This window comes from Shewanella algidipiscicola, assembly GCF_900380485.1.
Lineage (GTDB): Bacteria > Pseudomonadota > Gammaproteobacteria > Enterobacterales > Shewanellaceae > Shewanella > Shewanella algidipiscicola.
This window is the reverse complement of sequence record NZ_OXJV01000012.1, coordinates 590,148-612,470: the sequence shown is the minus strand read 5'-3', so window position 1 is coordinate 612,470 and position 22,323 is coordinate 590,148. Positions and strand designations below refer to the sequence as shown.

General features: G+C 49.4%; 15 protein-coding genes and 1 riboswitch. Of the genes, 8 read left to right on the top strand and 7 right to left on the bottom strand.

Annotated features, from left to right (window positions below):
* Positions 1-85: 85 nt before the first annotated feature.
* On the top strand, positions 86-1,642 hold the full coding sequence (locus DN599_RS10155; RefSeq protein WP_110457479.1) for a glutamate synthase-related protein: 1,557 nt from the start codon (positions 86-88) through the stop codon (positions 1,640-1,642).
* A gap of 179 nt (positions 1,643-1,821) precedes the next feature.
* On the opposite strand, the gene metE is transcribed toward DN599_RS10155, so the two are convergent.
* The gene (gene metE, locus DN599_RS10150; RefSeq protein WP_110457541.1) at positions 1,822-4,092 is read right to left on the bottom strand and encodes a 5-methyltetrahydropteroyltriglutamate--homocysteine S-methyltransferase; all 2,271 of its coding nucleotides are present in this window, start codon (positions 4,090-4,092) and stop codon (positions 1,822-1,824) included.
* Positions 4,093-4,295: 203 nt separating this feature from the next.
* Here metE and DN599_RS10145 point away from each other — a divergent pair, with 203 nt between their 5' ends.
* Entirely contained in the window at positions 4,296-5,201 is a 906-nt protein-coding gene (locus DN599_RS10145) for a LysR family transcriptional regulator (RefSeq protein WP_110457478.1), read from the top strand.
* A gap of 110 nt (positions 5,202-5,311) precedes the next feature.
* Here DN599_RS10145 and DN599_RS10140 read toward each other — a convergent pair whose 3' ends face one another.
* The 3 genes from DN599_RS10140 to DN599_RS10130 all read right to left on the bottom strand — a co-directional run bounded on the left by DN599_RS10140 (position 5,312) and on the right by DN599_RS10130 (position 9,259).
* Complete coding sequence (locus DN599_RS10140; protein ID WP_110457477.1) at positions 5,312-6,040, bottom strand: HDOD domain-containing protein; 729 nt, start codon at positions 6,038-6,040, stop codon at positions 5,312-5,314.
* A gap of 416 nt (positions 6,041-6,456) precedes the next feature.
* Positions 6,457-7,068, bottom strand: a complete 612-nt coding sequence (locus DN599_RS10135) for a GDSL-type esterase/lipase family protein (RefSeq protein ID WP_110457476.1) — start codon at positions 7,066-7,068, stop codon at positions 6,457-6,459.
* A gap of 217 nt (positions 7,069-7,285) precedes the next feature.
* Positions 7,286-9,259, bottom strand: coding sequence for a TonB-dependent receptor (locus DN599_RS10130; protein WP_110457475.1), 1,974 nt, complete (start codon positions 9,257-9,259; stop codon positions 7,286-7,288).
* A 97-nt stretch (positions 9,260-9,356) separates the two neighbouring features.
* Positions 9,357-9,569: riboswitch (cobalamin riboswitch) on the bottom strand.
* Positions 9,570-9,922: 353 nt separating this feature from the next.
* On the opposite strand from DN599_RS10130, the gene DN599_RS10125 reads away from it, so the two are divergent.
* Positions 9,923-12,091: a cation:dicarboxylate symporter family transporter gene (locus DN599_RS10125; protein ID WP_110457474.1), complete on the top strand. Its 2,169-nt coding sequence runs from the start codon at positions 9,923-9,925 to the stop codon at positions 12,089-12,091.
* Between the two features lie 9 nt (positions 12,092-12,100).
* Here DN599_RS10125 and DN599_RS10120 read toward each other — a convergent pair whose 3' ends face one another.
* Positions 12,101-12,880, bottom strand: a complete 780-nt coding sequence (locus tag DN599_RS10120) for a CLCA_X family protein (RefSeq protein WP_110457473.1) — start codon at positions 12,878-12,880, stop codon at positions 12,101-12,103.
* A 106-nt stretch (positions 12,881-12,986) separates the two neighbouring features.
* A complete protein-coding gene (locus DN599_RS10115; protein WP_110457472.1) occupies positions 12,987-15,224 on the bottom strand; it encodes an acyl-CoA dehydrogenase in 2,238 nt (745 codons plus the stop codon).
* Positions 15,225-15,680: 456 nt separating this feature from the next.
* Here DN599_RS10115 and DN599_RS10110 point away from each other — a divergent pair, with 456 nt between their 5' ends.
* From DN599_RS10110 to DN599_RS10100, 3 genes are read left to right on the top strand one after another with little or no spacing between them, the layout of a single operon-like run.
* Complete coding sequence (locus DN599_RS10110; protein WP_110457471.1) at positions 15,681-16,424, top strand: (Fe-S)-binding protein; 744 nt, start codon at positions 15,681-15,683, stop codon at positions 16,422-16,424.
* A 9-nt stretch (positions 16,425-16,433) separates the two neighbouring features.
* Positions 16,434-17,813, top strand: a complete 1,380-nt coding sequence (locus tag DN599_RS10105; RefSeq protein WP_110457470.1) for a lactate utilization protein B — start codon at positions 16,434-16,436, stop codon at positions 17,811-17,813.
* 1 nt (position 17,814) lies between these two features.
* Positions 17,815-18,384: a LutC/YkgG family protein gene (locus DN599_RS10100; RefSeq protein ID WP_110457469.1), complete on the top strand. Its 570-nt coding sequence runs from the start codon at positions 17,815-17,817 to the stop codon at positions 18,382-18,384.
* A 150-nt stretch (positions 18,385-18,534) separates the two neighbouring features.
* Here the strand turns inward: DN599_RS10100 and DN599_RS10095 are convergent, their stop codons facing one another.
* The gene (locus DN599_RS10095; RefSeq protein ID WP_110457468.1) at positions 18,535-19,428 is read right to left on the bottom strand and encodes a LysR family transcriptional regulator; all 894 of its coding nucleotides are present in this window, start codon (positions 19,426-19,428) and stop codon (positions 18,535-18,537) included.
* Positions 19,429-19,670: 242 nt separating this feature from the next.
* Here DN599_RS10095 and DN599_RS10090 point away from each other — a divergent pair, with 242 nt between their 5' ends.
* Both DN599_RS10090 and mgtE read left to right on the top strand, forming a co-directional pair.
* The gene (locus DN599_RS10090) at positions 19,671-19,949 is read left to right on the top strand and encodes a peptidylprolyl isomerase (RefSeq protein ID WP_110457467.1); all 279 of its coding nucleotides are present in this window, start codon (positions 19,671-19,673) and stop codon (positions 19,947-19,949) included.
* Positions 19,950-20,653: 704 nt separating this feature from the next.
* A complete protein-coding gene (gene mgtE, locus DN599_RS10085; protein WP_110457466.1) occupies positions 20,654-22,009 on the top strand; it encodes a magnesium transporter in 1,356 nt (451 codons plus the stop codon).
* The last annotated feature ends 314 nt before the right edge of the window (positions 22,010-22,323 follow it).

Below are 22,323 nucleotides of genomic sequence, written 5' to 3'. Positions count from 1 at the left end.
CGGCATTAATGGCAAAAATCTCCTAGACTGAAGGCAATGTAAGCGCCATAAATCATCGCCACAGTTCATCTGCATAGGAGCTCGAATGGACAAGCCTATTATTGCCGACAACAAACCCAAGAAAGTCAAATTAGCGCAAGGCAAAGAATACTTTTTTTGTGCCTGTGGCCGCTCTAACAATCAACCATTTTGCGATGGTTCTCATCAGGGTAGCGGCTTTGAGCCCAAAGCATTTACGGCAAAACAAGATGGCGACGCCTACCTGTGCGCCTGCAAGCACACAGGTAATACCCCTTTTTGCGACGGCAGCCATAAGCAATTTACCCAAGAACAAGTCGGCACAGAAGGCCCCGGCATCTCCACGGCGCGGCGCAAGGATGAGATGCCAATCGCCATCGCCACAGCAGAAGAGCCCAGCGTTGCCCTCATCCACCAGCTAGCCAGAGAAGGGCTAAGCATGCTTGGGCATCACGGCCCTATAGTCGCCATGGGCGTGCCGCGCCAACAGTTGCCCCAGTGGGACGCTATCCAAATAATGACCGCGCAGATGGCAACAAAACCGCTATTTGAAGATGAGAAGGTACACACCGAGCTTATCATCGGGCCCGAGGCGCGTAAGCCGCTGCAACTGAGCATCCCCTTATTGGTCTCTGATATGAGTTTTGGCGCCCTGTCTGAAGAAGCGAAAATCGCCTTAGCCAAAGGTGCAGAACTTGCTGGAACAGGCATCTGCTCTGGTGAAGGGGGCATGTTACCTGCCGAGCAAGCGGCCAACTCACGTTATTTTTATGAGCTCGCCAGCGCCAAATTTGGTTATAAAGAGGCGCTATTACACTCGATTCAGGCATTTCATTTTAAAGGTGGCCAAGGCGCTAAAACCGGTACTGGCGGCCACCTACCTGGCATCAAAAATCAGGGAAAAATAGCCGAAGTACGGGGAATAAAAGCCGGTGAAGACGCCATCTCGCCACCGACTTTTCACGACCTGCGCACGGTTAGCGACTTCAAACGTTTTGCCGATCGCGTACGTGAGCTCAGTGGTGGCGTGCCTATCGGTTTTAAACTGAGCGCCAACCATATCGAGCAAGATATCCAGTTTGCCCTCGACGCCAGCGCCGACTACATCATCTTAGATGGCCGCGGTGGTGGCACAGGCGCGGCGCCACAAATATTTCGCGACCATATTAGTGTTCCGACCATCCCGGCACTTGCTCGGGCGCGGCGCTATTTAGACAGCCAGGGCGCTAGCGGGCGCGTCACCTTGATTATCACTGGCGGTCTGCGATTACCGATGGACTTTGTTAAAGCCATGGCCTTGGGCGCCGACGGCGTCGCCATCGCAAACAGCGCGATGCAATCCATTGGCTGTGTGGCCGCGCGAATTTGTAATACCAATAACTGCCCAGCAGGTATCGCCACCCAAGATGCCTCTCTACGCCAGCGACTGAATATCGACACCTCGGCGCGGCAACTGGCCAACTTTCTTGCCGCCTCAACCGAGCTGATGCAGGTGATGGCGCGCGCCTGTGGTCATCATCATCTAAGTGATTTTAACCCTAATGACTTAGCCACATGGCATAGAGAGATGGCGCTGCTATCGGGCATCAACTACGCCGGGATAGCGCCCATAAATGACAGCTAACTGACACAGGTGTTACCTATCAGGCTGTCTCGGCGAGATGAACGGCTTGCTTTTGATGGTATTCATCATACTAAGCGGCAGATGCGCCGCTACCCAAGGTTAAGAAGCCGATGGCGCACATAGCGCCATCGGCTTTAAAGGATCACTGCCATCTTGGGCGGGTTCGCTCAACGCATCAATCAGCCAAGTCTGCGTCTTAGCTCCTGCGTGGCCGTCACCATATTTTGCAGCGCAGGTTCAACTTCATCCCAAGTGCGCGTCTTGAGCCCACAATCTGGATTAACCCACAATTGGCGAACAGGAACTTTAGTCGCCGCCTTGTCGATAAGCGCAACCATCTGCTCGACGCTGGGGATATTTGGGCTATGAATATCATACACGCCTGGGCCTATCTCGTTGGGATAGTCGAAATCTTCGAAGGCATTGAGCAACTCCATATTTGAGCGCGAAGTTTCAATGGTGATCACATCGGCGTCCATGGCGGCAATCGATGCGATGGTGGCATTAAACTCGCTGTAACACATATGGGTGTGGATCTGGGTGTCATCCTTAACGCCGGCGGCGCTGAGTTTAAAGGCGTTTACCGCCCAATCTAAGTAGGTTTGCCACTGTGATTGTTTCAGCGGCAACCCTTCGCGAAATGCCGGTTCATCGATCTGGATAATCTTAATCCCCGCGTTTTGCAGATCAACTACTTCATCACGGATGGCCAAGGCCAGTTGGTTTGCGATCACCTCGCGGCTAATATCTTCGCGGGCAAATGACCAATGTAAGATGGTTACTGGGCCAGTCAGCATCCCTTTGACGGGGTTGTCAGTCAGCGATTGGGCATAGGTGGCCCAGTCTAATGTCATCGGCTTAGGCCGTGAGACATCACCATAAATCAAGGGCGGTTTAACACAACGTGAGCCGTAACTTTGCACCCAACCAAATTGGGTAAAACCAACGCCATCTAACTGTTCACCAAAGTATTCCACCATGTCGTTACGTTCGGCTTCACCATGAACCAACACATCGATACCCAGTTTTAACTGCCTCTGTATGGTGTCGCGAGTAACACCTTGCAACTGGGCAATATATGCCGCTTCGGTCAACTCACCTTTACGCCAACGACTGCGCAGTCCTCGTATGGCAGGGGTTTGTGGGAATGAGCCTATGGTCGTGGTCGGCAGTAAAGGCAAGCGCAGGCGCTGCTGTTGTAATACTTGCCGCAGGGCAAAGCCGCTTTGACGCTCAAAATCGCCAGTGGTTAACCCAGCGACGCGCTCATTCACCTGCAAATTAGCCGCCTGCTGCCTAGCCTCGCGGCGCGCTCGGCAGCGCTCGGCGGTGGCCCGAGCAGCCTCTGAGTCTGGCTCGATTAATAGGGTACGCAACTGGCTAAGCTCATTGAGTTTTTGTTTGGCAAAACTGAGCTGCTGACGCAGCGCTGTATCGAGCTCGGTTTCCACATCAAGATCCACCGGGCTATGCAGTAACGAGCAAGACGGCGCTAACCAGATCTGCTTGCCTAAATCGGCCACCACAGGGGCAATATCCGCGGCAATCTTATCTAACTCAGCCGCCCAGACATTCCGACCGTTAATCACCCCTAGGCTCAATATTTGCTCGGGCTGTAAACTGCTCGCAAACAACGACAACTGCTCCGGCGCACTGACTAAATCCAGATGAATACCCGCCACTGCTAAATTCGCAATGAGCTCATGGTGATGTGCCACCGAGCCATAATAACTGGCCAGTAACAGCTTAACCTGCGCGCGGCTCAATGAGGCATAGGTTGCGGCAAAGGGCGCTTGCCACTCAGGCGTTAACTCTAACGCTAAGATGGGTTCATCAAGTTGCACCCAGGTCACCCCTTGGGCTTTAAAGCGAGCAAGGATCGCCTGATAAACCTCAATCAATTGGGGTAACAAACTCAACTTATCAAATGCTTGCCCCTCGCATTTTGCCAAGTAGAGGTAAGACAGTGGCCCAAGCAACACAGGTTTCACCTGATGACCCAAGGCTTTGGCCTGCTCCACCTCATCAAACAACTGTTCATAGGCAATACTGAAGGTTTGATTTTGACTCAGCTCGGGCACGATATAGTGATAATTACTATTGAAATACTTTTTCATTTGCGAGGCGCTGCTGGCCGCACCTGTTGGGGCGCGCCCTCGTGCCACTCTAAATAGGGTATCTAAATCCACCTTGTCACCATCACGATGGCGAGCTGGAATAGCATTAATGGTGGCGCTTAAGGTAAGCACCTGATCGTAGTAGGCAAAGTCACCTACTGGCAACAAACTCACCCCCGCATCGGCCTGCCACTGCCAATGAGTTTGCCGTAAAGTGCTGGCCACCTCATGTAGCGCCGCTGGCGTGATCTCTTGGCGCCAATATTGCTCTAACGCAAATTTAAGTTCACGCTGACGCCCAATTCGAGGAAAACCTAATGACGCGATATTGATAGTTTGCATACTGATACCCTTCTAAATGAGATAAGCCAATGAATGATGCCCCTGCACTGACATCACAGCTCAAGCTTGATTAATAATAAATACGCCACAACGAAACAGGCGTCTGGACGTCTAGAAGTTTATTGTGTTAGTCTGTTGGTTCGCAATGGAATTGATTTCAACCCCAACATGAGCAAGATTCATCTGAGGTAAAAATGATAGAGCTTAGGCATTTACGCACATTAGTTGCACTCAAGGAAAGTGGCAGTCTTGCAGGGGCTGCAGAGAAACGCTTTGTCACCCAATCGGCTTTATCCCATCAAATCAAAGAGCTGGAAACTCGGATCAACTCAGCTATCTTTATCCGTAAGAGCAAGCCGCTGTCGTTTACTCAAGAAGGTGTGCGGCTACTGCATCTAGCCGAAGAGATATTGCCTAAGGTGACAGAGACCGAGCTTGATCTTAAAAATGGCCTCAATAGCGACAATACCGATCTGTTTGTCGGGATTGAATGTCACAGCTGTTTTCGCTGGTTAATGCCGGTTATCACTGAGTTTAATGCCAGCTTTCCCCACAGTAATTTAGAGCTATCGAGCCGGCATCTATTTGATTCGCTAACGGCACTCAAGCAGGGGCAATTAGATGTGGTACTGACGTCAGACCCTATTCCAGATCATGATATTACCTATCAGCACCTATTTGATTTTGAAGTAAAACTAATTTGCGCCGCCGATCATCCCCTAGCAACGCAGCCTTTTGTCAGCCCAGCTCATTTAGCCAAGCAAACCTTGCTCACCTACCCAGTGCCGCCCGAACGTTTAGACATTTATCGCCACTTTATGGAGCCGGCGGGCGTACCTATCGCTAAACAAATTCGATGCGATCTCACCTCCATGCTATTGCAACGCATCGCCTGTAAAGATGGCGTCTCCGCCCTCCCCACATGGTCGATTAACCAAGCCCATGGCTTGTCACTTAGTGCGTTACCATTAGGCCGCGACGGCTTAAAACGCCCGCTATTTGGGGCCTATCGCCGCAGCAGTAGCAAAACTCGAGTGGCGCAACACTGGTTGCAGTTAGTGGCAAGCGAGGGCATGGCGAAACAGGATATTCTCAATTAACGCTGAGAAAATAGAGCAGAGAGAATACTCATTTAGATAAACAGCAAAACCTGTTTTGTTATCACACTCAAAACAGGTTTTAGGCTTACTTGCGCTGCGCGCATCGAGGGTTAAAGCGGTTTAAGCAGCTGATTACGCATCGCTAATACTCGGCGTAGAATCAGACCAGGTGAGTCAGTATTACGTGTCTGACGTAAGTTATGCGCTATCATAAACTCTTGACGTAATTCCTCATCTAAGTCGAGTGCCTCAAAAGCATCGAGGGTGAGGGTCTGTTTATGGTTATCAATGATCGATTTAATGATAGACAGGGGTAGAGACTGTTCCGATTCAGCGTTTAAATAGGCAAAGGCAGTTAAGGCGACAATTTCGCCAAACACACTAAACAGCGCCAAGGTTTGCACTTCATCAGGGTCAATATTCACCCCCTCCATTTGGTGTAAACTGTCGACCGATTCTACAGCTATGCTTTCGGTGAGTGTCCAGTAACCGGTCACCAACTTTTTATACAGCTGAGGCAACTCATCCAGTCGCTCTTTGAGATAGAAAGAAAATGCGTAACGATAAATGTTAATTTGGCCTAAACGAACCAAAGCATCTTTGAGAGAGCGGTTTTTAATAGCATCAGCACAAGGGGCTGCGGCCGCATTGCTGCGGTACAGCATGTGAGCCGCTAATGCTGGGTCAGAGGAGACAATATCAATGACATTACGAATATCGCCATCGGCAATAATGGCTTTTTTTAACGGGATAAGAATACCACGGCGACCAATGACCTGCTCTTCATTGCCGATAATCGCACGTACTTGAGTGAATACTTGATGCTCAAGATCTGTCATGAGAAGTTATTAACCTGATTAATCGTTGTGGCAAATCGCCAATTATTACCGTCGAATTTACCCATAAAACGCCCGCTGCGGTCAAGTCGATTTGCCACAAAACGCTACTTTATCGCAAATAAATCGATAATGCTGAGTACGTTAGCCATAAAACCCTATCATGCCGCGCGGAATAGCGTCACGAAATTACAAACCACTAACAAGCGTTACAACTTAACACATTGAATAATCTCGAATCGAAAATAAAAAAGGCATTTTAAATGGCTTTTATCCCGCTAATTGCAGGGTATTGACGTGTAAGAGACTCCCTATATAGCGATAAATAACTTTTATGAGTAAAACTCATGATAAATTTGAGATGAAATCATAATAAGCAATAAGCAAAATTGACGACTTACAATCTCAACATCGTCCGCTCAAATAGCGCCCGCCTGCTGTAAACGTTGATGCAGATGCTCAGCCAACTGACGATAACCGGCATTATTGAGATGAATCGCATCGGATTTCAGTTCGCTCGATTTAAGTAATTCAGCTAACTTATCTTCAATAAGCAGTAAGCCATATTGCTCGCTTAAACGCTTGTAGAGACTAGCAGGTGTCAGCCAAATCCCTTTTTGAGGCACAGCAATTAAAACAATGGCAATATCACGCTGCTGCGCCTGCTCAATCATCTGCGCTAAATTTCGCTCAACTTGCTGCTCACTCATATTACGTAAAAAATCGTTGCCGCCCTCCAGCAATAACACTAAATGAGGTTGGGTGGCATCTAACACCTGTGCAAATCGCTGCGCCCCTTCGCCGCTGGTTTCGCCAGAAATACCCGCATTAACCACCTCAAGGCCGGTTAAGTTAGCCAGAACACTGGGATAATCGGCTCCGGCACTGGCGCCTACGCCTTGGGTGAGGCTGTCGCCAAAGGCCAAAATACGTCCATGCTGCGGTAATGTTGCTAACGTCTCGCCCTTTTGAGGCAGTAGCCAGGCCAGCAACACGATGGCGATGCCCAAGAGTAACCATTTTAATTTCATCTTTTTACTCCTTGTTTATCGCTTTGCCACTCACAAGACTAACCTGTAATGATTAAGTCTGGCTGAATCAATTAAAGGAGTTGTTAAGCCTGGGCCTCACGGGTAATGCTAGCGCTAACATGCACTTACGATAAAATTGCAGCCATAAAAAAAGCCAATCAGTAAATCTGACTGGCTTTATCTTACTTTAAGTCACTTGGCGTGCACGCATTACCGCTTAAAAGCGGTAGCTCGCGGTTAAACGCAGCGCGCGGCCAGTCCCCGAGTAATAACCGTTGCCCCATGCACTGTAATAACCTGCGCTAACATACTCTTCATCAAGCAGGTTATCGACTCGCAAGCTGGCTAACCATGCGCCGCGAGTATAGTTAAGCGCGACATTGGTGAGCAGGTAATCCGCTAGCTTAGGATCAACATTGGCGTTGTCGCCCTCGATAAAGCGCTCCCCCGTATACAGACCTTCAACAAACAGTTGCACATGTTCACTGATATCGTAACTGATATAGCCACGACCCGAATGCTTCGCCACCCAAGAGAGTGACTTACCATCATTAACGCCATCGGTAAATTCGGCATCAATGTAGTTATATTCTAGCCCCAGCAGTACCTGCTGCATGACTTGCCAATCCCAATCTAAACTGACGCCATAACGACGTGATGCATCGGCGTTCACGTTAGCACCAGGGAAACTGCCGCCAGTTGGAGTGTCGGCGCTAGGGTCGAACACAATTTCATCTTCTAGATCGAGGCGATAGGCACTCACTCTCAGTGTTTGCTGCGCTAGCGTCCAGTCCCACCCCGCTTCATAAGAGCGGCCAGTTTGCGGCTTAAGCCCCTTCACATTAGCCGGGGTATAAGCTTGCTCATCAACCTTGGCAAAGCGGAAATTGTCGTCGGCGCGCAGGTAAAAACGCTGAGCGTCCGTGGGGCGATAGTTAATCCCAAGTTCAAACGCATGGGCATCCTGATCCAGCTCAATGCCGCTAGCATAGGCACTGGGATCGCGCAGATCGTCAGTCACCTCAGCATAACGACCACCCACAATGTAACTCACACTTTGAGTCAGTGGCACTGTGGCTTGCACATAGGCACTGGCCTGCTTTTGCACGTTTTCACGGCCACTGCTAAACACCGACTCACCGCGGCTTAAATCGAGCCCGGTCACTAGGGTTAACGGGCCGTTTTCAGTAGTAAAGTTAGCGGTCGCCTTAGGGTTAAATTCCAGCAGTGAGCGCGTATCACGGCGGTTACTGCCCCAGTTATTGAGCCCTGTGATTAAGGTGTCGGCATAATTGATATCCGCCCCAAGCTCCCATTGCTGATTGAGTTGACGCTGGTAGCCCGAACGCAGCGCCGTGGTCATCTCATGCAGATAACTGTCATAGGCACCTAGTGCGCTGGCATCTGATTGGCGTGGGTCTTGTTCAATCTGCTCGAGAGTTAATGCGCCAGCCAATTCTCGACGGTTGTCATAATAACTGCTTTCGGCAAAAAAGTGCTGCACGTCGTCTTGATACTGCAAGCGCCCTAATAACGATGAGGTTTCATTCGCGTTATGGTCACGATAGTTATCCCCTTGGTTATAACTGGCCGCACCATAAAAACGCCAATTAGCGTTTATCGCCCCTGACACATCAACGTTACCTTCATAGGTATCAAAACTGCCCCCTGACAGCTGCACGCTGCCACCACTGCCCTGTGGCGCTTTGGTGATGATGTTAATCACACCACCCACCGCCTGATCGCCATATAGCACGCCCGCACTCCCAGACATGATCTCGATACGCTCAACTTGATTAAGGGCAATGGCGCTAATGCTTGGAGCGGCGATATCGATATTGTTTAGTCGACGTCCATCAATCAAAATTAAGGTATTACTCGCCGCTTGGCTAGCACTAAAGCCCCGCAGAGCAAATACGGCTCCGGTGTTTGAATCGGAAATCTGTATACCGCTTTGACCGCGTAACACTTCGGTTAAACTCGTTGCGCCACTCATCTCAATCGCGGCGGCATCAATCACATTGACGTTAGCAGCAATATTGAGAGGGGTACTGACATTACGACCGATAACGGTAATAGTATCGTCGATATTGATTTGCGCAGAGGTGGCATTTTGCGCTGTCACTGAAAACGCAGAAAAACTTAATAAACCGCCAATTAACAGGGCGATAGCTGTAGGTTGTGTACCCATTTACCTTTAACTCCTAAAAGGAAAACGGGGCAAGAGGTCACGACTTCACGCTATTAAAGCGATATGTAGTCGCATTTCGAGATCTGCCCGCCGAAATCTCAAAATCACCTTAAGGGCCGGTCTCCGGACTGAGGATAGGTATAAACCCAAACTGCGGTTGATACGACAAGACTGAGTTTTTTTAACGCTTGTAGCAAGCGCACTCAGCTTTCACCTTTCACCGTTGCGGGGGCAGTGCCAGCTTTTCACAGGCTTCCCGATTATCCCATTGCGACTGACGCAACTGGGCACCACAAAAGATTGACTCGAATTTGGTTATCTATAAACGGCAATGCACAACTGTTATTCCATACAAAGCGGCATCGCCGTCAAGACCGCGGGCATTATAGACGTCTAAACGGATAAAAGTCTAACAAAGCATGCTAAGTCAGTGTCATACCAACCGCAGTTCCTATTAAGCAAAACGGCACGAGCGACTTGGCCAGTGACATTGCCAACGACAAATTCATCACAAATAAATCACCATACTGACAATAATCACTGTTAACCCTTTATCCTCCCTTGCTACAGACCCTATAATAAACAACCAGTAAGCGATTATTTATCACCAGTCATTGTCGTCATTTCGCCGGGCGTTATCGACTACTCAAATGGAATGAACCTGTGCTAACAAAACTGCGCGCGATGCAAAGCTCCACCCAGATGATAGTGGCCATGTTTGTAGGCTTTGCTGTGGGCTTATTCTTTGGCGAGTCGGTTGGCTGGCTCAGCAATATTGGCACCAGCGTCATTCTGTTAATGCAGATGACAGTGCTGCCCTTTATTTTAGTCTCTCTCATTGGCGGTATCGGCAAACTTAAGCGCACCACTGCCAGTTTAATTTTTAGCCGCGCAGGCGTCATCATGTTGCTGCTGTGGCTTATGGGCTTAGTGCTGGTGGCCCTCATGCCGCTGTCATTTCCTTTTGTTGAAACGGCCTCTTTTTTCAGCACCAGCATTGTCGAGCCCACGACTCCTATCGATTACTTTAAGCTGTATATTCCGGCCAACCCGTTTGAGTCGATGGCGGCAGGCTATGTGCCTGCCATGGTGGTGTTCAGTATCGCCATGGGGCTGGCGCTCATTGGCATGGAAGGGGAAAACAAACGGCTTATCATCACCTTTATGCATACCTGTAGCGAGATATTCTCTAAGATCACTCAGGCGCTGGTACGGGTCTTGCCGATAGGCATTTTTGCCATGTCGGCCTCGGCGGCGGGCACTATGGGAGTCGATGAATTTGCCAGTATGCAGGTGTATCTCATCAGCTATTTTGTACTTTGTTTACTGCTCACTTTCTGGCTGTTGCCGTGGATCATCGCCTCACTCACCCCGGTGACCTATACCCAAGCGCTGCGCATCGCGAAATCGAGCGTGGTCACCGCATTCGCGACCGGCAATATTTTTATCGTGATCCCTGTGATTGTCGACGAATGTAAGCAGATCATGCGCGAGCATGAAAGCCTCAGCGATGACGCCGAAACCCTAATTGAAATTTTGGTGCCCATCGCCTTCACCTTCCCCAACATCGGTAAACTGACGGTCATTTTGTTTGTGCTGTTTGCCGGCTGGTTTAACGGCACTCCGGTGGACATTAGCGACCTGCCGTCGCTGTCAATTAGCGGCCTGCTCTCTTTGTTTGGTAGTGTCTATGTCGCCATCCCCTTTATGTTGGACTTACTGCATCTGCCACAAGATCTGTTTCAACTGTTTGTTATGTCAGGCTTTATTACTGGAAAGTTTAACTCAATAGCCGCCGTAATGTATCTATTTGCCTTAACGCTACTCACGGTATCCCTGTTTGAGCGGCGTTTAAAGCTGCGCCCACCACAACTGCTGAAATTAAGTATTGGCGTCGTCGTAGGAGTCGCCTTGACCTTAGTGGTGAGCCGAGTGGGAATGGGCATGTTGATCCACAGCCCTGATGTCACCAGCGGCGTAATTGCCAATATGCAGGTGGCCGATAAAGTGCCAACTACCGTAAAAAAACAGTTTCCTATCCTTGGCAAAACACCAAGCGCCCCAATCGCCAATGTGCAAACTATCCGCCAACGCGGAGTATTAAAGGTGGGTTACATCCCCAGTAATGTGCCTTTTAGCTACTATAATAATGCCGCCCAACTAGTGGGGTTTGACAGCGCAATGGCCAGTAAACTCGCCGAAGACTTAGGGGTAAAAGTGGAGTTTATTCCTTTTCATAAAGATCACTTGGCCGAGTCACTCAAGGCGGGGTTTTTCGATATTGCCATGTCAGGCTTAGCCATGGATATTAACCAAATGGATGAGCTGAGTTATGTTGACCCTGTGCTCAAATTAAATTTAGCTATCGCCACCAAAGACCATAAGGTCAACAGTTTTAAACGCAAACAATCGATTTTAGCGCTGCAAAATACCACCATCGCCTATGTAGAGCACAGTGACATTATCGAAGAAGCCAAGGCCAACTACCCCAACCTCACCTTTGTTAAAATCGACGGTTATAAAACCTTTTTTAGGCAGAAAGCCGATAACTATGATGCGGTAGTGATCAGCGCCGAAGCGGGATCGGCTTGGACCTTATTCTTCCCCGGTTACGGCATTGCCTTGCTCGAAAGTAAGGTGCAATACCCGGTGGCTTATGCGGTCGCCCAAGACAATCAATCGCTACTCAATTACGTCAATAACTGGCAGAAGCTACGCAAAGTCGATGGCCACCAGCAGCGGCTGTATAACTATTGGATGCTAGGCCAAGGCGCCACAGAAGATAAACCGCGCTGGTCTATCATTCGTGATGTTTTACATTGGGTGGAGTAATTAACGGCCTTATTGGCGCGCTAATGCTTCGCCTAGAGGTTCAAAATAGTTAAGTAGTTGCTGAAAAATCTGCTCGCGGTGCACCAAATCAGGATAGCCACCGGCGTTCGCGAGATCTGAATTTAAGGTTTCATCGACTAAGTAGGGGTTATCGACCTCTGGATGGCTCTCAATACAGGCTTCAAAGGCCCGCGCCATCAACTCGGTTGGCTTAGCAAAATAGTAGCGCTGATACTGTTTATCTAAGGCAACGGCACGGGTCACAAAGTCGTGGCTGTCTTGGCCATCGGCACTTAATAAACAGGTTTGAAATACACAGGCTAAGCGCTGATTTAGCGGATGGTTAATCGGCTCGACATCGGCCAGCCAACAACTACTGGCAAAGGCGATACCAGCGGTACGCACCCGATAGGCTTTCGGCGCAATATAATGGTCAAAGGCATGCCAAAACTCATGGGCAAGCGCCCCCGCACCAGCATTTTTTGCCAGCGCTAACTCTCGGTGAGCTGGCATATAATGGGCTTGAACGCCCATTTGACCACCAGTGCCAAAGGCTAAGTTAAGGCTTTGGCGCAGCCCCATTGCGTTAGGCGGCAGCTTGAGCATGAAGGCCAGATCGGCAAAGGCATCAAAGATCAAGTTAGCCGCCTTATGCTTTTCGTCGGCCTCTACCCAACTGCCAAGGCAAATATGATTAAGACCAAAGACCTCTTTAATGTCATTAAAGCTGACCTGTTCACCACCGCGGTAATCGGGCCCTCGCCTTCGATAGGCTTTACGGCTTAACACTGAATATCCTTCAAATAAAAATCAAATTGTAACAGCGATAGCGCCCAGTAAAAAGCCGCCCTAGTGGCGGCTTGGTATTAATGGCATGACAGCTTATAACAAGCCATTAATTTGCCAATTTTAACTCGACTCTGTCATCGACTAGGTTCATGTTGAAATCAAACTCATCGACACGGATCGCACGCTCACGCTTGAGGTTATAATCTTGCAGCTGCTTATGTTCACCCGGGGTGATGACACCAGCATCAAGCGCGGCATCTAAGGTTAAGGCAAACTTCACGCCGCCTTTAAAGGTGCGTTGTTTCAAGCCCTTTTTCACCTTAGCCAATAGTGGCAAACACGCTATCTTGGCTAAATAAGCCTGCTCGTTAATGTAGTTACCATCGCCGGCTACAGGTTTAACTAGGTGGGTTAGTTGACGCTTAAAGCCAGTATTTAACTGCGCCTGATGAGCCAACTCACGCACGAGGTCATCGTTGATTTTCTTCATCTTAGGTGAGTATGTCACTGTGATGAGTTTCATCAATTGACGCGTCGGCGCCGACGGGAAGTTATCGAGGAAATCCAGCAAGGCTTTTTCTGCATTGCACAAGGCCCAGCGGGTCGCATAATGGAAATACGGCGCGGCCTCGGCGCGGCTCGCGGCAGACACCTTTTGCTCGTAATAACGGATAGCAGCCATTGCCGCATACAGGTAGCTCATGACATCCCCCAAACGGGCAGACAACATCTCAGCCTGCTTGAGCTTGCCACCCAATACCAGTAACGAGAAATCGGCATACACCGCCAGCTTAGAGGCGAGCTTATGAACCGACTTTTCATATTCAATCACCTCACCCAAATCGGAGGTCGCATTAGCCGTAAAAGGCAGCAAACCAAGGCGGAAGGCGCGCAAGCTATTGTTAACGCTATAACCCACCGTTTGCCTAAAGATACGATTAAATGTCTTATCGGCATCGGCGGCATCGCTATGAATCGACTCCACCATGCTTTGCAAATGGGGATGACAGCGCATCACACCTTGACCAAAAATCATCAAGTTACGGGTAAGAATATTGGCACCTTCAACCGTAATCGCGATAGGCTGCGCCACATAACCTGACGCTAGGGTATTTTGTGGGCCACGCTGAATCGCTTTACCCGCCTGAATATCCATCGCCGAGTTCAATACATCACGGCCGATCTCGGTCATATGGTATTTGGCTATAGCGGTAACCACCGATGGTTTTAGCCCAAGGCCAAGGCCTTCGGTGGTCAATACACGCATCGCCTCTTGCAGATAAGTTTTACCCGCGATATCGGCCAGCTTCTCTTGAATCCCCTCAAACTGACCAATGGATAGACCAAACTGCTCACGCACCGCGGCGTATTCAGCCGACGACTTAAATGCCGCCTGACTGACTGACACCCCAAGTGCGGGTAATGAAATACCACGCCCCGCGCCCAAACACGCCACTAGCATCTGCCAACCACGGCCGATATTTTGTTGGCCACCTATGATAAATTCCATCGGAATAAACACGTTTTCGCCGCGAGTCGTGCCGTTATAAAAACGGCATCCCATAGGATCATGGCGATTACCCAGCTGCACGCCAGGATGCGACTTAGGAATAAGCGCACAAGTAATACCAAGCGACTCCTTAGCGCCGAGTAACCCTTGAGGATCTTGCACCTTAAACGCCAAGCCTAGTACTGAAGCGATAGGGGCCAGCGTGATATAGCGTTTATCCCAAGTAACCGACAAGCCTAGCACTTGCTCGCCTTGGTACTCGCCCATAGTGACAGTACCGACGTCTGGGATCCCACCCGCATCCGATCCCGCTTCAGGGCTCGTTAAGGCAAAACAGGGGATCTCTTGACCATTCGCAAGGCGTGGCAACCAATAATCGCGCTGCGCATCGGTGCCGTAATGCATTAATAATTCGCCCGGGCCTAATGAGTTAGGCACCATCACGGTAACCGCAACCGCAGAACTTTTAGCGGCAATGGTGGCGACAATGGTCGAATTGGCATAGGGACTAAATTCCAGCCCGCCATAGGCCTTAGGGATAATTAAAGAGAAAAACTTGTTTTCTTTTAAAAAGTTAAGAATATTGTCAGGCAAGTGAGTACAATTTTGCAGTGCGAAATCATCGACCATTTCGATCAACTGCTGCACAGGGCCATCAAGAAACGCTTGCTCATCGGCTGACAGGCTGACCGCTGGCACAGCGCGCAGGGCGTCGAAATCTGGCATACCTTGATAGATAGATCCTTCTAACCACACATCACCCGCATCGAGCGCTTCTTGTTCTGTTGTAGAAATACTCGGCAGTACTTTTTTAAATTTTGTTCTTATACTCATCTTCAGACTCATCCGACCATTTAATTTATGTGCATTACGTCACAAAATCTACATTAGATCAAACATTCTAAATACAAAAACAGCTCTAACTTAACACTTACAAGTCACTGTTAAGATTAAATATATGCTTTTTCAATACGTTAACGACACATGATTGAAATAAAAAAATTAAACGATCGTTTAATATATACGTTTGAATACAACCTTTATTGACCTAGCTCATGGACATTTCAGCCCTAGAAACGCCCAATGGCCACCTGTTTCATTAATGAAAAAATGCCCGTTTATATTTACTAAATTAGCACTACTTATTGTAAGGATATACGCTTAAATTATCGGCACGAACAATTCCTGCACGATGGGAAAGATCCATTGCTTGTGTAACGGCAACTCGAACATCTCCTTGCCAGTACATAGGTTCCCATGCAGTCAAGTCACTGAATAAGAGAGCGCTTCATGAAGATAGCACTGTTTATCCCCTGTCTGGTTAATCAAATGATGCCCCATGTTGGTATCGCCACCGTTGAATTATTGGAAAAGCTAGGCCATCAGGTGATCTTACCTAAAGGGCAAACCTGCTGCGGCCAACCAATGACCAACTCGGGTTGCTTTGACGAAGCGAAAAAAACCACCCTCAAACTGCTTAATGCCTTTAAAGGCGTTGAGTGCGATGCCATTGTCTGCCCCGCCGCCTCTTGCTTGGTGGCCGCAAAAGAAAACTTCCACGAATTTGACACCAGCCCAGAAGCCCAAGCGGTGATCAACAAGCTGTATGAATTAACCGAGTTTCTTCACGATGTCGCCCCCATCAGCGCCTTTAACAAACCGTTTAACCACAAGATCAGTCTCCAACTGAGCTGCCACGGTATTCGCATGCTCGACTTAGCGACCCCCAGTGAGCAAATGGGGCCACGCACTAATAAGGTTGAAGCGGTACTTAAGGCCATCCCTAATATTGAAATCGTCTATCCCGGCCGTCACGACGAATGCTGCGGCTTTGGCGGTACCTTTGCCGTCGATGAAGGCGCAGTATCGGCTAAGATGGGTAAAGATAAAGCACAAGCACACGCAGAAACCGGCGCTAAATACGCAGTAGGATTCGATCCCTCATGTTTGTTGCACCTAGATGGCATGATCAGACGCCAACAGCTGCCAATCGAAACCTTACATATCGCCCAAGTTATTAACGCCGCGCTTTAGGAGTACATTATGTCTACGAGTCATACTACCGCCTCGCATGCGAAGAAAGGCGAAATCTTTTGCCAAGATGAATCCCGCGTCGATTGGCACTCTAAAGCGTTGTGGGCACTGAGAGAAAAGCGCGACCGCGCCGCTGGCAGCCTGCCGGAATGGGAACAACTGCGACAACTAGGATCTGAGCTTAAACTGCACACCCTTACCCATTTAGGCCAGTACTTAGAAGAGTTTGAACAAAACTGTCAAGCCAACGGCATTCAGGTGCACTGGGCTAAAGATGGTGTGGAACACAACCAGATAGTGCATAAAATTTTGGCCGAAAAGCAGGTCAAAAAACTGGTCAAATCAAAGTCGATGCTCACCGAAGAGTGTCACTTAAACCCCTACCTTGAAAGCCACGGTATTGAGGTTATCGACACCGACTTAGGCGAGCGCATTATTCAGCTTGCCAAGCAGCCACCGTCACACATTGTGGTACCGGCTATCCACCTTAAAAAAGAGGAAGTGGGCGACCTATTTCATGACAAACTCGGCACCGACGCTGGCGCATCAGACCCACTTTACTTAACCCGAGCGGCCCGCGCTCACCTGCGTGAACAATTCCTGTCGGCCGATGCGGCCATGACAGGGGTAAACATGGCCATTGCCAATAAAGGCGCTGTGGTGGTGTGCACTAACGAAGGTAACGCCGATATGGGCGCTAACCTACCTAAGTTGCAGCTGCACTCTATGGGTATCGATAAGGTGGTTCCCGATCTCGACAGCGCCGCCGTACTGCTGCGCACCTTGGCGCGCAATGCAACCGGGCAACCTGTCACCACCTACAGCTCATTTTACCGTGGGCCACAGGCTGACGGCGAGATGCATGTGATCATCGTCGACAATGGTCGCACTAAGATGCTGCAAGATAAAATTTTAGCCGAAGCGCTTAAATGTATCCGCTGTGGCGGCTGCTTAAACACTTGCCCTGTGTATCGCCGCTCTGGTGGCTACAGCTATAACTACACCATTCCAGGCCCTATCGGTATTGCCGTCGGCTCACAACATGACGCCACCAACTCTATGCCTTGGGCGTGTACCTTGTGTGGCAGCTGTACGTATGTGTGCCCCACTAAGGTGCCACTGGATAAGATCATCCACCACCATCGTCGCCTCAAGGCGCAAGCGAAGCAACTGCCTTACGGCAAGAGCAGCTACATGCCACTGGTAGGTAACTTTATGGCCAGCGAAACCATGCTCAACTGTTCGATGAGCGTTGCTCGCACCGCACTGCGGATCTTGCCTGGCGCCCTATTAAAACCCTTCTCGGGTGCATGGGGTAAATACCGCGAATTACCGGTCGCGCCTAACTCCAGTTTCGAAGCCTGGTTTAACAAAAATAGAGGTCAGTAATATGTCAAGCAAACAATCTATCCTGCAGGCGCTTAAAACCGTTGCCGTTGAGCCACAAGCGATGCCGAATATCGATGTGAGCCCCCGTCTTGACGACGTTATTGGCCAGTTTGAAACCAATCTTGCCACTGTGGCTGGCACACTGCACCGCCGCGCTGGGCTCGAAGGCTTACAGGCTAAAGTGGATGAGCTGATAACCCAAGGCTTACAGGTGATCTCTACGGTGGATGGCATCAAAGGCAATCGCGCCGTCCCTGATACCGCCCACGAACTTAAAGATATCGATTATGCGGTGATCCCGGGCGATCTGGCCGTCGCCGAAAACGGTGCGATTTGGGTCAACAACCAAAACCTTGGCCATCGCGTCACCCCCTTTATCTGTGAAAACCTGTTTTTGGTGGTCGAAGCCGACAAAGTGGTTGCCAATATGCACCAAGCCATCAAAAAGATTGGTTTAGATGCGGGCGAGTTTGGTGTGTTTATCGCAGGTCCATCGAAAACCGCCGATATTGAGCAAGCCTTAGTGGTGGGTGCCCATGGGGCATGCAGTTTGAATGTGTATCTAGTTTAAGACCGCGGCGCGATGCGCCCGAGGGCTTAAATTAACATTTATCGGGTCAGCAATTGACCTTCGAGCCAGCTGCCACCGACGCCTCGTCGGTGGCAGTTTTTTTTTATTTACTCGTGCGTTAATCAACTATCCATTTAATCAACTAGCCGTTTAATCAAACAGCTTGCTGGCCTTATCTTGCATAAATTCAATAAACAGTTTGACCTTCAGCGGCTGCTGGCTGCGCTGATGGTACAGCAATGAAATACGCCGCTGCTCGCCACGCCAGTCGGGTAATACCCGCTTTAACGCCCCGCTGGCCAATTGAGGGTTAACAAATAACGATGGACCATACAAGATACCGCCATCATCCACAGTGGCCTTAATCGCCCCATGCAGATCACCAAGGGTCAACTTAGCCGGGCCTTCATAGTAAAAGTCTTCCCCATCGATATGTTTAAGTGACCAGTTAAACAGCGGCCACACTTTTATCAAGCGATGCACAGACAACTGCACCGGATGAGTAATTCTGGGGGCTTGATTCAAATAGCCACTCGAGGCATATAAACCATAATCGAGCACACCGAGTGATTTAGATACCCAAGAAGAGTCGGGCTGCGCGCCGCCGACAATAGCGACATCGACCCCTTCATCAATCAGATCTATGCTGCCGTTATCTTGGGTAATGTGCAGTTGAATATCGGGATAGGCTTTGGAAAACGCGTTAATCGCCTCGATAAAGATCATCGACACTATAGACACAGGTGCGGCGATACGTAAGGTGCCCTCGGGTTTATCTAGGCGCGCTTCGGCACAGCTATCAAACTGGGCCACCACGTTTTGGTAGCGAGCAAATAGCGCGCTCCCCTCTTCGGTCAAACGCAATTTACGCGTACTGCGCATAATGAGCTGAGTATCGAGTAGCGCCTCTAGCTTGGTCAATTTACGACTGACGGTCGACACTGGCATGCTTAACTCTTTAGCCACTTGAGAAAAACCGCCTGCATTGACTAAATGCACAAACAGATGAATAAGTTGCAGCTCTGTACCAACACAACGCGCCATCGAGGCCAACCTTACGCTATAACATCATAATGTGGCGCGCATTATAGCAAATTCCCCCGCGCCACACAGCATTGCTACGTGTCCGTGACAAATGCACCTGCGGTCATCTTCACTACGGGTAATATTAAGACGATGAATATCGCGGCAGTCATTGTTATAATTACGCCACAAAACCGCAGCCAATTTGACTTTAAAGCCACAGTGGCTGGCGTTATCCTTTTGAATACAGATGAGTTTACATCATGGCAAGAACCGCAGCAGCGTTACACATTTTGGTCAAACACAAAGAGCAAGCCGAAGCTATCATGCAGCAATTGGCAAAAGGCGCTAAGTTTGATCTGCTGGCAAAGAAACACTCCACGTGTCCATCGGGCAAAAAAGGCGGCAGCTTGGGCGAATTTAAAAAAGGCCAAATGGTACCGCCGTTTGATAAGGTCTGTTTTAGTGGAGAGCTAATCACGCCCCATCTGGTGAAGACCAAATTCGGCTGGCATGTGGTCAAAGTGCTTTACCGCACTTAATCTCTAATAGCCCAAGTTCAATGGGCTGCAAGCTTAATCTGCCAGTAGCTACGCGGTATTCAAATCGCTAACTTACGATTTAACATCAAACGCTTTCACCTAACACTTAAATCGATAGCCAGCTAAGCACGCCGATGATAGCCTCTGTCGGCGCCTCATCTTGTCACGCTCACCTAGAAGCGATTTATCTTACGAGATAAATCGCAGACGGCCCCATTTAGCGTAGCGGCTGTACTATCAAAGTACTATCGCCAGTACTAACCAAGCACTAACGCCTGTATTAGTGCCTGCACTATCCAACATTACCGGCCTAACATTTCCTGCCTATATTAACGGCGCGATACGCCTCTAAGCCAAGGTGGCTGCACCTTACACGCTCAACTTAATTAGCATAAAAACGAGCAATACTGTATGGTATTTCAACTGATTAGCTTAACCACCTTACTCAGCAACGGCAGTAGCACAGGCATTAGCCAGCGACATACTTTCATCACGCCATGCTCAACACGACAACTCACGTGCATGCCATAAATAGGTCGCCATCGCAGTCAACCCGAAAACAGTAACCATTAGGCTATCGGTTACCCCCTCAACTAGACTCACATAATGGCGACGACACTAAGCTCAGTAACAAAGTGATTTTACCGACCTCGCAATGAAAACTGGATTTTAGCGCGACATTTACCCCACAGGAATAGGTCTCTATGACGCAAAAATTTCATCACCTGATCAACTCACTCGATCAGGCCATGACGCAAAATGATAATGAAACAATACAGACCATATTAGCCAACGCATCGGCCGCCGAAGTGGCCCGCGTGATAGAATCCTTGCCACAAAAAGAACGCCTCGCCTTGTGGCCCATGGTCCCCACTGCTCTCTACGGCAAAATATTATTAGAGCTACACCCAGAGCTACGCCGTCCGTTGATTTCACAAACAGATGAAGATGAGCTTATCGCTAGCCTCAGCGCCATGCAGATGGATGAATTAGCCGATATCGACAGCGACTTGCCCATCACAGTGATCTCGGCCATGGTGCAAGCCATGGACTCACAACGCCGCGAACGGTATGAGCAAGTCAAACACTATCCCGACGAAACCGCTGGCGGCTTAATGGATGTCGACATCACTGCCGTGCGCGCCGATGTCTCGATAAAAGCCGCCCTGCGATACCTGCGCCGCCTAAGGCAACGTGAAGGCACCTTACCCGATCACCTTGACAGTTTAATGGTGGTTGACCGTAACAACATATTGCTCGGTATCGTTCCGTTAAGTCAGCTAGTCTCTAACGAACTGGACCTTAGCGTGCGACAAGTGATGCTCACCGAAGTCACCAGCTTTACCCCATTTACCTCTGACACTGTTGTAGCGCAGGTGTTTAAAGATAAAGACCTTATTTCTGCCCCCGTGGTGGATGAGCAACATAAGCTTATCGGCCGTATTACCGTCGATGATGTCATTGATGTTATCCAAGAGGAGGCCGATAAAGAGGTCTTTTCACGCGCGGGCTTAAACAACCATCCCGATATGTTCGCTCCTGTGCTTCAAAGTTCGGCGCGACGTGCTATCTGGTTAGGCATCAACTTGTTAACCGCCTTTTTAGCCGCTTGGGTCATCGGCCTATTTGAAGCGTCAATTGAAAAAATTGTCGCCCTCGCCGTGTTGATGCCCGTGGTCGCAAGCATGGGAGGAGTTGCTGGCAGTCAAACCCTCACCATGGTGACTCGCGGCTTGGCGCTCAATCAGGTTAACAGCAAAAATATGCTTAAACTGATTGGCCATGAGTTTAGTATCGGCCTATTAAACGGCATGCTGTGGGCGGCTATTGTCGCCATCATCGCCTTTCAGTGGTTTGGCGATTGGCAGTTGGGCTTGGTCTTTGGTTCGGCGATGATTATCGTCTTACTGGCTGGCGTCTTGGCGGGCACTACCATTCCGCCACTGCTTCGCAAAATGGGGGTTGACCCCGCACTCGCAGGCGGTGTGGTGTTAACCACAGTCACCGATGTTGTTGGCTTTTTTGCCTTCCTCGGATTAGCGACGATCGTGATATTGTAGGTGATGTCACCTCACCTTGGGATGAAGGTTTGGCATTTTTTTTAAGTTTACTTGAGCAGCGTTATGCTGAATTTTCACTTATTGAAAGTGTTTGAAGGGCGAACCTTCACTGTTATTAATCGCCTGTCCGGCGGGGAATGTGCAAGCGCTCTTTTGGCTCGGTGAGTGAAGCATAGCTTCGTGCTTATGAACGAGAGACAGGGATTGTCGAACTGGCTTTTAGATAGGGATATCGTTGTGAGCTATCCGTGGAGGCTCTGCGAAATCATCCATGATTTCGAAGGCCAAAACCGCGCTTACACCTATCTCTAACG